Origin of the sequence: Amycolatopsis sp. NPDC059235 (genome assembly GCF_042754125.1) — a bacterium.
Taxonomy (GTDB): Bacteria; Actinomycetota; Actinomycetes; order Mycobacteriales; family Pseudonocardiaceae; genus Amycolatopsis; species Amycolatopsis albidoflava.
Genome location: NZ_JBHZAG010000044.1, coordinates 22,619 through 36,577, shown reverse-complemented (window position 1 = coordinate 36,577; position 13,959 = coordinate 22,619). Strand labels below are relative to the sequence as shown.

Below are 13,959 nucleotides of genomic sequence, written 5' to 3'. Positions count from 1 at the left end.
TGCACCGGGCGCGCGTAGACCTTCGCCGTCCGCATCCCGTCCGGCCCTCGAACACCGACCGCGTCGCCGTCCGCTCCGCGCGATCTCCTTGCCAGCGCCCGCCGACGCCGCAGTGCGGTGCCTCGGCTGAGCCGGTTGCGCACTCGCCGGCCGGCTCGGGTTCGCGACATGCGGATCCGCTGTCGCCGCACGGGGACCCGCTTCTGCAGCGGCACCGGCAGGCGCGACCGGGCTCGCCCCCTTCTTCGTGGAGCTAAGCGCCGAATCCGCACTGTGCGAGGCGTCAGCCGCGGAACCCATGCGCTGCTGCGGGGTCTCAGGCGACGGAGCCCGTGTCGACGCCGACAACGTCGGACCGCCGAGAAACACCAGCAACGCCACAGCCACGAAGAGAGACAGAACGCGGCGGCTCAGCACCCGCCACAACCGACGGCTTTGTCGCCCACGCACGGCCCAGCGTCCCGAAACAGCCATCGCCGCAACCCTCTCCGCCCCCAGAGCACCTCCCTACGGTCCTGGTCGGCGATCCAGGGCTCGGGCAGATACAACTCCCGGTCGATCAACGCATGCCCACGAGGCGATACATAGGCCAGGAACGTGCCGATCTGGCAGTTCTCGATCCGCCCGGCGGTGCCAGAGCACTGCCGCTGCACCCCAGCGGATCTGATGCCTTTCTTCAGGAAACAGGTGTCGTCCACGATCAGCACGCCATCAGGCCCGCCGAGGTACTCGACGATGTAATCCCGCACGTCGTCGCGGACTCCGTCGACATCCCAGCCCGCCCAGCGCAGCAGCCGCTGCATCCCATCCGGCGACACCTCACCGGCCTGCTCGGCCAGCGTCCACCCGTTCTTTCGATCCAGGCCCGCGAGCCCGGACACCTACTCCCGCGCCCGGGCTCGCGGCTCCGACCGCGCGAACCGGCCCGCGATCCGCTCATGCACCAGATCCAGCTGCTCCATCACCACATCGACCACCACCGGGATGATCTACCGCAACACCACTAACTGCTGTTGCAGTACTAGTGTCCTGCGCCTGAAGTCCGCTATCTAATTGCAGGATGCGGTGATGGCGGGTCGTGGACCGGTCCAAGGTCGAGCTGATCCTCAGCGATGACGAGCGTGCGACGTTGCAGCGGTGGGCGAAGTCGGCGCAAGCGCTGGCGTTGCGGTGCCGGATTGTGCTGGCGTGCGCGGAGGGCTTGTCCAATGTGGAGGTGGCGGAGCGGCTCGGGATCAATCAGATGACGGTGGGCAAGTGGCGGTCCCGGTTCGTTGCGCAGCGATTGGACGGACGGTCGACGAGGACGGCCGGGCCGGCCGCCGTCGATCACGCTCGAGAAGGTCGAGGACGTGATCGTGACGATCCTGGAGCAGACGGCCCCACAACGCCACGCACTGGTCACGCACGTCGATGACCGAACGGTCCCGGCTGTCGAAATCGACGATCGGGCGGATCTGGTGGGACTTCGGGCTCAAGCCCCACCAGACCGCGCCTTCAAGCTGTCCGCCGACCCGTTGTTCGCGGACAAGGTCGTCGACGTCGTCGGGCTCTATCACTGCCCGCCGGAACGGGCGGTGGTGCTGTGCGCCGACGAAAAAGCCAGGTTCAAGCACTGGACCGCTCCCAGCCGGTCCTGCCGATGATGCCGGGGCCCGAGCGCCGCAGCGACGACTACGTCCGCCACGGCATCACCAGCCTGTTCGCCGCGTTCAACATCGCCGACGGCACCGTGATCGGCGAACTGCACCGCAAGCATCGAGCCGCCGAGTTCAAGAAGTTCCTGACCACGATCGACAAAACCGTCCCCGCCGAACTCGACATCCACCTGATCTGCGACAACAACGGCACCCACAAGACCCCGGCGATCAAGGCATGGCTCGCCAAGCACCCTCGGTTCACATGCACTTCACGCCCACCGGATCGAGCTGTATCAACCAGGTCGAGCGCTGGTTCGCCTTCCTCACTGATCAGCTGATCCGGCGCGGCGTCCACAAAAGCGTTGCGGCACTGGAGAAAGACATCCGCGAGTGGATCAAGGACTGGAACCAGAACCCGAAACCTTTCGTGTGGACCAAGACCGCCGAAGAAATCATCGACTCACTCGCACGACGTTACCAACGAATTTCAGGCGCACGATACTAGTAGAGTGTCGCTGCTTAGATTTGTCCGTCGTGGCTGGGATGCTGTTGCGCAGCAGGTCATTACCCCTGTCGGACAAGGACGGTTGTCGTGCCCTCGCAGAAAAAGCGGCCTGTCAGGTTGACCGCGCGGGATCGTGACGAGCTGCTCCGGGTGACCACGACGGGTGTTCATCCGGCGTCGATGATCATGCGGGCACGGGTGCTGCTCGCGCTGGACACCTCGGTGGGTGAGGTCGGCACGAAGGAGGCGATCGCGGCCCGGGTCGGGGTCTCGGGTGAGACGCTGCGGCTGGTCGCCAAGCGGTTCGCCGAGACCGGTGGCGACATTTGGGCCACGATCGAGCGCAGGCAGCGCGAGCATCCGCCGGTGCCCTCGCCAGTGACCGGCGAGGTCGAGGCGCGGCTGATCGCCCTGGCGTGCTCACAGCCCCCGGCGGGGCATGCCCGGTGGTCGCTGCGACTGCTGGAGAAACACGTCGCGCTCATCGAGGACATCCCCCGACCTGGATCACTCCGCCATCGGCCGGGTTCTAAAAAAAACGGAACTTCGTCCTTATCTGAAGAAATGCTGGACCATCCCGCCGAAGGCGAACGCGGCCTTCGCCGCGGCGATGGAAGGCGTCCTCGCGATCTACGCCCGGCCGTACGACGCCACCCGCCCCGTGGTCTGCATGGACGAGAAGCCCTTTCAGCTGCTCGGCCACGTCCGTGACCCACTCCCTGTCAAGCCTGGTCAGGACATCCGCGAAGACAGCGAATAGATTCGGTGCGGCACCTGCTCGATTTTCGTCTGGGTCGAGCCCCTGCGCGGCTGGCGCCGCGCGCACGCCCTCTCCCAGCGAACCAGGATCGACTGGGCCGGGCAGGTCAAACAACTGCTGACCGAGGACTATCCCGACGCCGAGACCGTAGTACTGGTGATGGACAACCTCAATACCCACGGCATCGCCTCGCTCTATGAGGCATTCGAACCCGCAGAAGCCTTCGCGCTGGCTCAGCGCCTGGAGATCCACCACACGCCCAAACACGGGTCCTGGCTCAACATCGCCGAAATCGAGTTGTCCGCGCTATCACGGCAATGCCTCGACCGCCGCATCGGCGACCTCGACACCCTCAATACCGAACTCGCCGCCTGGCAACACGCCACCAACGCCAATCAACGCCAAGTCCGCTGGCAGTTCACCACCGACGACGCACGCATCAAACTCCACCACCTATACCCCAAGTCCTAGCCGCGACAATCTACTAGTCACATCGTGCCACTAGGCCGCAGAACGGCACTACAACTTGTATTGTGGGCAGATTCGCGTGTCTCCAGCGCCGCCTCGACTTCGGCTGGCTCGATCCCGTGCGTCGCTGATCTTGACTTGGTCGTCGACCCGGCCTGGCTCCGTGGCATGAAATCCACCAACATGCCTCGACGAAACCCGGGCAGCCCAGAGCGTGCACGGAACCCGGGGCGCATCAAGTAGCATGAGGCTTCCTTTCCAGGCAATCGAAGCACAGAGCACCACCATGCCCGAGCAGTGAGGGGTAAGCGTTTGGCTGTGTACGAGCGCGCGGATAGCGGACATCTTCGAGGCGGCAGCCGGATGATCACGGCGACCGGCCCATAGCGCATGGGCGGTTTGCTCGCCTTGGCTGCCTGCGTATTGGCCGGAGGCGGCGATTTCTTGGGCGCGCTGTTGTCCCGGCGTGTCCGGTCGGTCGCAGTGGCCGGTGCGGCGTTCGCTGTCGGTTTATTTCTTCTCACTGCGGTGGGAGTCCCACTGTCTGGCGGGTTTGCCGGATCGAGCAAGTGGCTGCCATGGTCCGTGGCGGGTGGTGTTTCCGCGGTGGCGGGCATGGCTTGCTACTTTGCGGCGCTGAGCGCCGGGAGCATGGGCGTGGTGGCACCGATCTCTGCCCTGGGAGCGATTGTCCCCGTCCTTGTCGGCGTGGGGTCGGGCGAGCGGCTAAGCCCTCTCACCCTGCTGGGGATCGTCATCAGCCTGGCCGGTGCCGCCGGGGCCAGCAGGCCCGAACTCCACCGCGGCACAAGTCTCCGGCCCGTGTTCCTGGCGGCCGCGACCGCCGTCATATTCGGGCTGACCCAGACATTCATCGCCCGCGGCGCGGCGACGAACGCCGTGCTGACACTCTGGGGCATGCGGCTGACCGGCGTCGTCCTCGTCACGATCGCCGCGGTCTTCAAGCGCAGCGCCGGCGGCTTGCGGGTCCGCGACATTTTTCCGATCGTTTCAGTCGGCCTTGCCGACTCCGGTGCCGCTCTCCTTTTCGCTTTCGCCAGCCAACATGGCCACCTCGCCGTGACCGCCGTACTTGCCTCGTTGTACCCAGTTGTCACCGTGCTGCTTGCTCGAAGCATACTGAAGGAGCGGCTGACGCTAACGCAGACAGCCGGTATCGTGGGTGCCTTTCTGGGCATCGTGCTGACCGTCCTCGGCTGAAGCGTTGGTCCGGGCTGGCACTGTCGCCGAACGCTTCCGCTGAACAGCTGTCCGGCAAGTGCGAGTCTCGTCAAGCTCCTGGTGCCCGATAGCCACCGCAGGTCACTCCGTCCGGCCAACCGGAGGAACTTCGGCTGGCCGGACGGAGTGACCTGCTTGACAGATCCACCTCGCAGCGGTAAACTTCTCGGCCGATCGGCATCGACTGGCCCGAGTTCCTACTCGCTCACATCGACGCCTGACTTCGGACACGATGAGCCGCCACGTTCGGCGACCCGGCATATGAGGCGAAATTTCACCGCTGTTGTTGACCTGGAGGTTTCCGGGATGCAATGGAACCTGCCGATGGATACATTCGACCCATTTCGGCTTTGGCTGCACCGGCCATTGCTCGACCTGGGCGAGGCTCCGCCCGCACTGACGTTCCCGGTCCATGCCGTTGAGCTCGACTATCGCTCGATGGTGGAGCCGTCGCCGGTACCGCGTATTCAGATCTCGATGAATCATTCGTTCCGCAGCGCTCTTGCCACCGCTGTCGGCCGACCGGAGTTTGATGTTCGGTTTACTGGTCAGCTTCCGATGGAGCTCCGCTCGGAGCGCTGGTCGATTCTCTGTGATCTCGTAAACTCGTGGGACGGCCTGTCGCCTGAGCGACGCGTGCGGGTCTGTTGGACACTGACCAAGCTGGGTCTTTTCGATGAGATTGTGAATCTGGTTCCCGACATCTCGATCCCGATGATCGCGCGCAGTGACGAGTTGGCCGCACTCGCCTACCTGCGAACCTGGTCAAGATTCAAGAACTGGATCGACGGCGAAGAGGACAGTTTTTCACCTGGCGAGTTCGCCCCGGTGGCCTTGAACGCGCCTCCTGGCATGGCTCGTATCGACGCCACATATGAGATGGCCCGGCAGAATGCGAAGTACATCGGCGACGCCGATGAATGCGAGCGGTGGCAGCGCCTGCACATGGAGGCTATCGACTCCGCGACCGCCCTGGACGAACATACTCGAACCCTGATGCTCAGCCGGTACTACCGGGTGAACGCGTTCATTCCGCAATACCGCGGCGATTCCGCGGCCGTCGACGCGGATATGACACGAGCCGAAGACTTGGCCCGGTCGGCGGGGAGAGACGATCCGGATCAGGCGGTGGCCGCGGACGAGATGCTGTACGCGGTGCTGGAGAGCCGAATCAAAGAGGCCCTCTGGAACCGGGATACGGGCGCGGCGCTCGATCGCGCGGACGAATTCGTGGCGCTCTCACCGCTTACCGCGCGCGGCTACATGCATCGCGCGAACATATTTTACCGCACACAAGACTGGCCCCGATGCCGCCGTGACTGTTTGGAGGCAGTTCGCCTCGCCCCGCCACATGCGGACGACTCGTTGTACCTGCTCGGGCTGTGCTATGAGAAGGAAGAGGCTCCCGACGAAGCGATCAACGCCTACTTCGGTGCCCTGCGCGCCGACCCGCTCGCGATATCAGCGGTGGAAAGGTTGGCCGAGCTCGCACGGGCTCACCAACGGGTGGGGTTGCGCGACTGGGTGACGGAATACGCCGACCATCTTCAATCCTACGCGCCGGTAGAGCCGTTGTTCGAGCCGTATCAGGACTTGCCGGCTCCGCTTGCGAGGACGTAAAGAAAGGAGGTCCCGTCATGCCGATGCGTACATTGAGCAGGAAGCGTCCCAATAGGACGTACCACTGAATGAGTTCCGGGTGGGCGGCAGAGCTTCGGCGTTGCCGCCCACTCTGCACGCGCTAGCGTCGCTCGGCACCGGGGAGGAGCGGCATCCCGATGCTGGCCCCTCATCCATCGGCAGCTCGCCGAGCCGGTGCGCGCTACGCCGCCGCTTGTTCACGGAATGCCCTGACGAGGACGTGAGTGCGTGATGAGTTGTGGGTGCTGGCAGCGGAGATCGCCAGCGGCAAGCCGCTCTCCGGCACTGAACGCGTCCGGCCGCAGCGAATTCCCGACCGATCCCGCGACCTGGACAGATCGTCGGCGCGCGGCCGCCTTCGCGTTGTTGCCGCGCCAAGGTCGCGGAGCGGACCGCAATTCCCGGGCACCGCAAGCCGAAACCAGCGGCACTGGGGAAATCCGGTGATCCGCCGTGCGCGCCGTGACCGCCGTCGCCGCAGGACAGGCCCTCCCGCACAGCAACGGCCCGTCAGAGGGCGACGCGAACCGGTTGACGCCGATCAACCACACCAAGTCTGGCCACACGAGCTTCCACCTGCGGCGGCACCGCGTACTCCACCGGACCCGGCCCCGAAACCCGCCACAAGATCACCGGAAGCATGCTGGAACCCCGAACTGGGCGAGTGAGGTTCACCCCGAACAGTGGAGAGGGGCTTACACAGGTTCAGGCAGCCGCGCGGAGTGAACTCTCGTAGTCGTCGGGGCTGAGCATCCCGATCGCAGAGCGCCTCCGGGGCAGTGTTGTAGAACGTGACCCAATTGTCAATCGCAGCAACAATTTCGGTCTTGATGGCGCTAAGCGAAAGTGGCTCTGGCGCGGGTTTCGTGGTCCGGTGACTGGTAGTGAGCGTAGTAGTTGATCATGTCGACAGTGCTCTGTTGATCTTGAGAAGTTGCTGCCGCATCTGGATGGGCTGGTCGTTGAGCGGGTGGAGACCGGCGCTGAGAGCGTGGTGATCTTCGCGCGGTCGGGCAGGACGGGCCGATCGTGTCGGGTGTGCGCCTCGTGGTCGGAGCGTGTGCACAGCCGCTACCTGCGACGCGTGTCCGATGAGCCGGTCGGCGGACGACCGGTGACGATCGTGTTGACGGTGCGGCGGTTCTACTGCCGCAACTCCGACTGCGGGGCGACGACGTTCGTGGAACAAGCCGAGGGCCTATCCGCACGGTATCGCCGCCGGTCGGTCCCATTGCTAGCGACGTTGGCGCAGGTCGGTCTGGCCCTGGCCGGACGAGCTGGGGCGCGGCTTGCCGCGCAGCTGGGTATCAACGTCAACCGGACGACTCTGCTGCGGCTGGTTCGTGCACTGCCGGAGCCAGAACTCACGGAGGCGCCAACGGCACTCGGCGTCGATGATTTCGCCCTCCGTAAGGGAAACGTGTACGGCACCATCCTGGTCGACATCGGCACCGGCAAGGCGATCGATCTTCTGGACGGCCGTGAAGCCGAACCGCTGGCTCAGTGGTTGCGCGACCATCCCGGGGCCGAGGCGATCTGCCGCGACCGTGCCGGTGCCTACGCCGAGGGCGCGAAGGTCGGCGCGCCGGACGCTATCCAGGTGGCTGACCGGTTTCACCTGTGGCGCAACCTCGGCGACTACGTGGAGAAAACCGTTGCACGCCACCGTGCCTGCCTCAAACCCGAAGCCCCCGAAAGCGAGGCTCCCGACCGTCCAGCAGCAGAGCGGCCGCCTGAGCCCGCCGAACCGCGGCTGGTGAGTCGTACCCGCGAACGCTATGCCACGGTGCAGGACTTGCGGCGTCAGGGCGAGTCCTTGTCGGCGATCTGCCGGATCTTGTCGCTGGATCGTAAGACAGTCCAGCGGTTCGCCCGCGCCACCACGGTCGATGAGCTGCTGGGCAAGGCGATCGGCCGCAGCAACCTGCTCGAGCCGTTCAAACCGTATCTGCACCAGCGCTGGGCCGAAAGCATCACCGACGCCGCCCAACTCGCCAAGGAAATCACCGCTCAGGGATACACTGGCAGCGAGCAGACCGTCCGCCGCTACCTGCGCCCCTTCCGCGAGATGCTCGCCCCACCGCTGGCGCCACCGACCGTTCCCAAGGTTCGCCAGGTCACCGGCTGGCTGCTGCGCCGGCCCGACGATCTCGACGACGGCGAGAAGCGTCAACTCACCGACATCCGATCTCGCAGCCCTCACTTGGACCGCCTCGCCGAGCACGTCAAGGCCTTCGCGACCATGATGGTCCAACGACAAGGCGAACACCTCGACACGTGGCTGTCCACAGTGGAAGCCGACGACCAGCCCGACCTGCACTCGTTCACCGTCGGCATCCGCCGCGACCATGACGCCGTCACCGCCGGGCTCACCCTGCCCTACAGCTCCGGCAAGGTCGAAGGCAACGTCAACCGGCTGAAGGCCATCAAGCGGCAGATGTACGGCCGAGCCAAGCTCGACCTCCTCCGCAAACGAGTCATCCTGGCCTGACCACAGCGAACCTGACACCCAGTCACCGGACCACGAAACCCGCGCCAGAGCCCCGAATAGGGCCAGTCCTGCTCTCTGAAATTCCCCAGTTGGGGTGTCCTGTCGGCGCGCCGTTTGCGCTGGTCAGTTGCCTCCGGGTGACGGTTTCGGTGTTGATCACCGTGACCGTTGCCGGAGGCGTGGATGCTCACCTTGGAGGAAGACGTGGAGGCGCAGGCCCTACGTGCTCAAGGCTGGTCGGTCTCGGCGATCGCGCGGCATCTCGGGCGTGACCGCAAGACCATCCGCCGCTACCTGGCCGGCGACGTGGTGCCGGGCAAGCGCCGGTCGGCTGTGGCTGACCCGTTCGAGCCGTTCGTCGGCTACTGCCGCACCCGGCTGGCCGACGACCCGCATCTGTGGGCGGCGACGCTCTTGGACGAAGTCGCCGAGCTCGGCTACGACAGCGGCTACTCGACGTCCACCCGCGCGCTGCGCCGCTATCAGCTGCGCCCGCATTGCGAGCCTTGTCAGGTTTCTCGCGGTCGTGACGTCGCGATCATCGCCCACCCGCCGGGCGAGGAAACCCAGTGGGATTGGCTGGAGCTGCCGGACCCGCCGGCGAGTTGGGGCGCCGGGAAGCAGGCGCATCTGTTGGTCGGGGCGCTGGCGCACTCGAGCAAGTGGCGCGGCGTCCTGGCCGATGCCGAGGACTTCCCGCATTTGGTCGAGGCCCTCGATGCGGTGGTCCGACGGCTGGGCGGGGTGACCCAGGTCTGGCGTTTCGACCGGATGGCGACCGTCTGCTACCCCGACTCCGGCCGGATCACCCCGGCGTTCGCGCAGGTCGCGAAGCATTATGGGGTCCGGTCGGTGACGTGTCCGCCGCGGCGCGGGAACCGCAAGGGCGTGGTCGAGAAGGCCAACCACTCGGCCGCGCAGCGCTGGTGGCGCACCCTCGGCGACGACGTCACGATCGCCGAAGCCCAGGCCGGACTCGACCGGGTCGCGGCCAAGCTCGACACCCGCCGCCGTGTTCTCGACGGCGAACGGACCACCGTCGCCGACCTGGCCGCGGCCGAGAGGCTGCACGCGCCGCCGCTGGTCGCGTTCCCGGCCGAGTTCGACCTGCCCCGGATCGTCACGCCGCAGGCGCTGGTGTCCTTCCGCGGCAACACCTACTCCGTCCCGCCCGGGCTCGGCGGCGCACACGTTCAGGTCCGCCACCGGCTCGGCGCGGACATGTTGCGGATCGTCACCGACCGCGGCGCAACCGTCGCGGTTCACCGCCGGGCCCCGGACGGCGCCGGGCGGGTCGTCCGCGACGACGGGCATGTAGATCGCGCTCGAACACGCCGCGATGGGCGCGTTCAGCACCGATCGGCCCTGCACCCACAAGACGCGCCGGCCGCCGTCGGCGGCCGCGTTGGCCGAAGCAGCACGACTGCGCGGCCTGCCCGCGACGGGGCCCGCGACCCACGTCGTGATCGACCTGGCCACCCACGCCGCCACCGCGGCGAAGCTGGGCAGTGCACCCACCTATGAGTCCGAGGAGGACTGATCACTTGTCCGGAAACCGTTCAGGGCCACAGATGAGCGAGGCCCGCCGCTATCAGCAACTCCGCTCACACTTCTCCTACCTCAAGCTGGACAACGCCGCCGAGGCCCTGCCCCGGGTCCTCGATCAGGCTCGCGCGGAGAACCTGTCGATGACCGCCGCGTTGGAGCGGCTGCTGGAGATCGAGGTCAACGCCACCGAAGAACGCCGGCTGGCCGGCCGGTTGCGGTTCGCCTGTCTGCCCGATCCCTGGACCTTGGCGGACTTCGACTTCGCCGCCCAGCCCGGCGTTGACGAGAAACTCATCCGCGACCTGGCCACGCTGCGGTTCCTCGACGACGCCTCCATCGTGTTGTTCGTCGGGCCGCCCGGGGTCGGCAAGACGATGCTCGCCACCGCGCTCGCCCGCGGCACGGCCGAAGCCGGCAACCGGGTCTACTTCACCACCGCGGCCGACCTCGCCGCTCGCTGCCACAAGGCCGCGGTCGAGGGCCGCTGGCAGACCTGCATGCGGTTCTTCGCCGGGCCGAAGCTCTTGGTGATCGACGAGCTGGGCTATCTTCCGTTGCCCGGCGACGGAGCCTCAGCCTTGTTCCAGGTGATCAACCAGCGTTATCTCAAGTCATCCACGATCTTGACGACGAACGTCGGGATTGCTGACTGGGCAACGGCTTTCGGGGACGCGACCGTCGCGGCGGCAATGTTGGATCGGTCGCTGCACCGCGCGACTGTCGTCGGCATCGACGGCCCATCTTATCGACTCCGGTCTCATCAGTCCACATCGGACAAGCTGCGCAAGGCGGTGAACGCGCATGTCTCCTGACCCACGCGACCCGAACTACAACGCGACCCGCAAGACCTGCCCGATCTGCTGGGAACCGTTCGTCGCCACCGGCCGGCAGGCCAAGACCCGGCTCTACTGCTCGCCCCAGTGCAAACGCACCGCGGCCGCCCGGCGGGAGGTCGACCGCACCACGCCCACCTCCGCTGCCGCCAGGTCCTTCGGGACGCCGCCTCCGGCGGCGACCCTGCCGGGCGCCTCCGGCGCCGCTGCCGCACATCGCGGCCCAGCGAGACTGCCCGCACTGCGGCGGACCGGTCACCATCGTCGCGCTGCTCACCACGCCCGAAGCCGCCCGGCCGCAGATGCCCATCGCGGCACCCGACGGAGTGATCCCGCTCCGCCGTTGACACCGGTTACGATGCACTCCTCACTCAGCTGGCCCATTTCAGCGAGCGTGTCTGGCCCCATCTCGGAGAGCGCCATCAACGCGCGGACGTCGTCGTACCCCGTCACCACCCAGTTGCACTGGCTGGCGTGGCCGAGCTCGACGCAGGTCGTTCGGCGATTCTGCGAAGCGCTCGTATCCAGGCGGAGAGGAGAACGGGCAACTGCGCCGCATCGGGAAATGAGCTTGCTCCGGCCGGGGCCTGGCGAGATCGCTCATCGAAGCCTCTGGTCAGTGGCAACATCCGGTTTCAGCAGCAGTGTTACTGAGGAACGAGATCGAATGCGAAAATTACATTCCATTCATGTACTCGCGTGGAAGACCTCGGTCCGCTCAGGTTCGCAACACGAGGCGATCCTGGCTCTGTGCCCCGCGTCGCAGGCGGTCCACCGCGGCTTCGGCATCGGCCAGCTCGAACATCTCGCACACTGAATGGGTCAGGTCCAGCTCGCCGTCGGCGACCATGCGGACCAACTGTTCGACGTGGACCATCTCGGATCCGTAGTGCCCGAGTACGGACTGTCGGAGGGAGACCAGCCGGGCACCAGACGGGATGATCACCGGGCCGTTCCACATCCCGGCCAGCACCAGCCGACCGGACCAGCCGAGCAGCCCAAGCGCCTGCTCGTGGGCCGCCGGTACGCCTGCGAAGTCGAACGCGACATTCAGGCCCCGCCCCTGTGCGCTTTCGACGACGCGTTGGTCCAGAGCGGGGTCGTCGGGCGCGAACACAGCGTCCGCGCCAAGCGACAGCGCTCGTTCACGCGCCGACGCCCTCGGGTCTACCGCGATCAGCAAACCGACATCCGACCTGCGCAAGAGCTGTATCGCATGCGCTCCCAGACCACCGACACCCCAGACTCCGATCTGTTCAGCAGGCTGGACGCGCGCGGTATCAGTGATCGCGGCCCACGGAGTGGCGAGGGCATCGGGAATAATCGCAGCTTGGTCGAACGGCAGCTCGTCAGGGATGCGGACGAGGGTGTCCCGCCGGGCGATGGCGAACTCGGCCCACCCGCCGTCGAAGTCCATTCCGCGGGTGACGACGGCACCGTCGCTGCGGAGCTGACCGGGCAGGAGAATCACGCGCATCCCCGGTCGCCAGCCGCGTACGCCCGGCCCGACCGCATCGATCGTGCCCGCGACCTCGTGACCCGGCGTCACCACGTCGCCCTGGAGGTGAGGCGGTGCCAGCGATCCGCCGATGAGATGGACATCGGTGCGGCAGACTCCCGCCGCGGCCACCCGGATCCGTACCTCACTTGGCCCGGGTTCCGGAACCGGCAGTGTCTCCACCTTTAGCTGGCGCTTTCCCACGGTCAGCCGGACGGCCAGCATCCGCGCTGTCACGGGGCGCACCTCCGGGCGGCGCGGCTGTCGCCGCGTTCACCGGAGGAGAGTTCCAACTGCTGCGACAGCCAGGCCAGCGCGTGCTCGCGAACCTTCTCGTGGTTGTCAATCAGGAGCGTGTGTTTCTGGCCTGCGAACACCACCGTGCGAGTTTGCGGCAGCAACCGTCTGATCGCCGGGGCACCTTCGCGCAACGGGGACTCTCCCCCGTACAAGCACAGCACCTGGCAGTCGACGGCGGCCAGCCGGGCCGGGTCAGGCGGCGGTTCAGTCAGCAGGTCGTGGCGGATGGACGTCTCAGCGAGCAGGGCGCGCACCTGTGGCGTGTTCAGCAGTTTCCGCGTGCCGTCCTCCGTCTGCTGGCCGTCATCTGGGGCGAAGAAGACTTCCTCCACCAGCTTCGCTACTCTGGCGAAGTAGCCTGCGGCCGGAGCTTCCGATTCGATGGCAAGGATGCCTGCCGTCCGTTCCGGGTGCCGGGCCGCGTAGCCGAAGGCCAATGCGCCACCCAGTGAATTGCCGATGAGGAATATACGCTCGTCGACCTCCCAGTGGAGCAGCAGCGCGTCGAGGTCATCCAGCAGGTCAGTGAACCGGTAGCCGCGCGCCGGGCGCTCGCTGCGGCCATGACCGCGGAGATCGTAGAGCAGTACGCGCATCCCGGCAGCGGCGAGAGGGTAAGCCAACGTGAGATGCCAGCTCGCCATGCTGTCGGGCCCGAACCCGTGGATTAGCACGACCGACCCCTTGTGCTGTGGCCAGCCCCCCGAGGGCGGGATTTCGCCAACATGGATCGTCAGCCCATTGATCCGCACCTCGTTCATGCCGTGTCTGCCGCCTTTGTGCGCGAGGTGCGGCCGACGCCGGGCTTCTCGAGCGAGTCGGCGATATAGGTGACAAGCTGACCGACTTGCAGCTCTGCCGCGATGGCCGCTTCGTCGCCCGCGACGAACAGGGCGAAGTTGACCGAGTCGCCGTACGCGGCCTGCAATCGACCCGCGAGAGCGACGATATCGATGCTCTCCATGCCCAGATCGCCACGGAAAGCGCTCTCCGATCCGATGTCAAGCTCGTTGTCGAAGTCAGCCATGACGGC

At 66.4% G+C, this 13,959-nt stretch carries 10 protein-coding genes and 2 pseudogenes; 8 read left to right on the top strand and 4 right to left on the bottom strand.

Annotated elements, in window-relative coordinates; all coding sequences use genetic code 11:
* Positions 1 to 509 precede the first annotated feature (509 nt).
* Positions 510 to 980 (bottom strand): annotated as a pseudogene (locus ACFXI3_RS26220) (IS701 family transposase); the annotation flags it as partial.
* A gap of 98 nt (positions 981 to 1,078) precedes the next feature.
* On the opposite strand from ACFXI3_RS26220, the pseudogene ACFXI3_RS26215 reads away from it, so the two are divergent.
* The 8 genes and pseudogenes from ACFXI3_RS26215 (at position 1,079) to istB (ending at position 11,107) form a co-directional block, all read left to right on the top strand.
* A pseudogene (locus tag ACFXI3_RS26215) lies at positions 1,079 to 2,145 on the top strand (IS630 family transposase).
* Positions 2,146 to 2,232: 87 nt separating this feature from the next.
* Complete coding sequence (locus ACFXI3_RS26210) at positions 2,233 to 2,856, top strand: hypothetical protein (protein WP_378402909.1); 624 nt, start codon at positions 2,233 to 2,235, stop codon at positions 2,854 to 2,856.
* Positions 2,857 to 2,905: 49 nt separating this feature from the next.
* Complete coding sequence (locus tag ACFXI3_RS26205) at positions 2,906 to 3,376, top strand: transposase (protein WP_378402941.1); 471 nt, start codon at positions 2,906 to 2,908, stop codon at positions 3,374 to 3,376.
* Positions 3,377 to 3,763: 387 nt separating this feature from the next.
* Positions 3,764 to 4,594 carry an EamA family transporter gene (locus tag ACFXI3_RS26200; protein WP_378402907.1) on the top strand — a complete coding sequence of 277 codons (831 nt, stop codon included), beginning with the start codon at positions 3,764 to 3,766 and terminating at the stop codon, positions 4,592 to 4,594.
* 327 nt (positions 4,595 to 4,921) lie between these two features.
* Positions 4,922 to 6,235 (top strand): tetratricopeptide repeat protein, encoded by a 1,314-nt coding sequence (locus ACFXI3_RS26195; RefSeq protein WP_378402905.1) that lies wholly within the window; start codon positions 4,922 to 4,924, stop codon positions 6,233 to 6,235.
* Between the two features lie 955 nt (positions 6,236 to 7,190).
* Entirely contained in the window at positions 7,191 to 8,747 is a 1,557-nt protein-coding gene (locus ACFXI3_RS26190; RefSeq protein WP_378402903.1) for an ISL3 family transposase, read from the top strand.
* Between the two features lie 183 nt (positions 8,748 to 8,930).
* Complete coding sequence (locus ACFXI3_RS26185) at positions 8,931 to 10,271, top strand: helix-turn-helix domain-containing protein (protein ID WP_378402901.1); 1,341 nt, start codon at positions 8,931 to 8,933, stop codon at positions 10,269 to 10,271.
* 47 nt (positions 10,272 to 10,318) lie between these two features.
* Positions 10,319 to 11,107, top strand: coding sequence for an IS21-like element helper ATPase IstB (istB, locus tag ACFXI3_RS26180; RefSeq protein ID WP_378402899.1), 789 nt, complete (start codon positions 10,319 to 10,321; stop codon positions 11,105 to 11,107).
* A 739-nt stretch (positions 11,108 to 11,846) separates the two neighbouring features.
* Here the strand turns inward: istB and ACFXI3_RS26175 are convergent.
* Genes ACFXI3_RS26175 through ACFXI3_RS26165 form a run of 3 tightly spaced genes read right to left on the bottom strand, consistent with a single transcriptional unit; the run spans position 11,847 to position 13,953 of the window.
* Positions 11,847 to 12,851, bottom strand: a complete 1,005-nt coding sequence (locus tag ACFXI3_RS26175; RefSeq protein ID WP_378402897.1) for a zinc-binding dehydrogenase — start codon at positions 12,849 to 12,851, stop codon at positions 11,847 to 11,849.
* A gap of 8 nt (positions 12,852 to 12,859) precedes the next feature.
* Positions 12,860 to 13,687 (bottom strand): alpha/beta fold hydrolase, encoded by an 828-nt coding sequence (locus ACFXI3_RS26170; RefSeq protein ID WP_378402895.1) that lies wholly within the window; start codon positions 13,685 to 13,687, stop codon positions 12,860 to 12,862.
* Positions 13,684 to 13,953 (bottom strand): phosphopantetheine-binding protein, encoded by a 270-nt coding sequence (locus ACFXI3_RS26165; RefSeq protein ID WP_378402893.1) that lies wholly within the window; start codon positions 13,951 to 13,953, stop codon positions 13,684 to 13,686. Before ACFXI3_RS26165 ends, ACFXI3_RS26170 begins: the two co-directional genes overlap by 4 nt.
* Between the last annotated feature and the right edge of the window lie 6 nt (positions 13,954 to 13,959).

What these genes read in the sequence shown, in the direction of transcription:
- ACFXI3_RS26200 (WP_378402907.1), top strand. Translation starts at nt 3,764, where the DNA reads ATGGGCGGTTTGCTCGCCTTGGCTGCCTGCGTATTGGCCGGAGGCGGC.
- ACFXI3_RS26195 (WP_378402905.1), top strand. Translation starts at nt 4,922, where the DNA reads ATGCAATGGAACCTGCCGATGGATACATTCGACCCATTTCGGCTTTGG.
- ACFXI3_RS26185 (WP_378402901.1), top strand. Translation starts at nt 8,931, where the DNA reads ATGCTCACCTTGGAGGAAGACGTGGAGGCGCAGGCCCTACGTGCTCAA.
- istB (WP_378402899.1), top strand. Translation starts at nt 10,319, where the DNA reads ATGAGCGAGGCCCGCCGCTATCAGCAACTCCGCTCACACTTCTCCTAC.
- ACFXI3_RS26175 (WP_378402897.1), bottom strand. Translation starts at nt 12,851, where the DNA reads ATGCTGGCCGTCCGGCTGACCGTGGGAAAGCGCCAGCTAAAGGTGGAG.
- ACFXI3_RS26170 (WP_378402895.1), bottom strand. Translation starts at nt 13,687, where the DNA reads ATGAACGAGGTGCGGATCAATGGGCTGACGATCCATGTTGGCGAAATC.
- ACFXI3_RS26165 (WP_378402893.1), bottom strand. Translation starts at nt 13,953, where the DNA reads ATGGCTGACTTCGACAACGAGCTTGACATCGGATCGGAGAGCGCTTTC.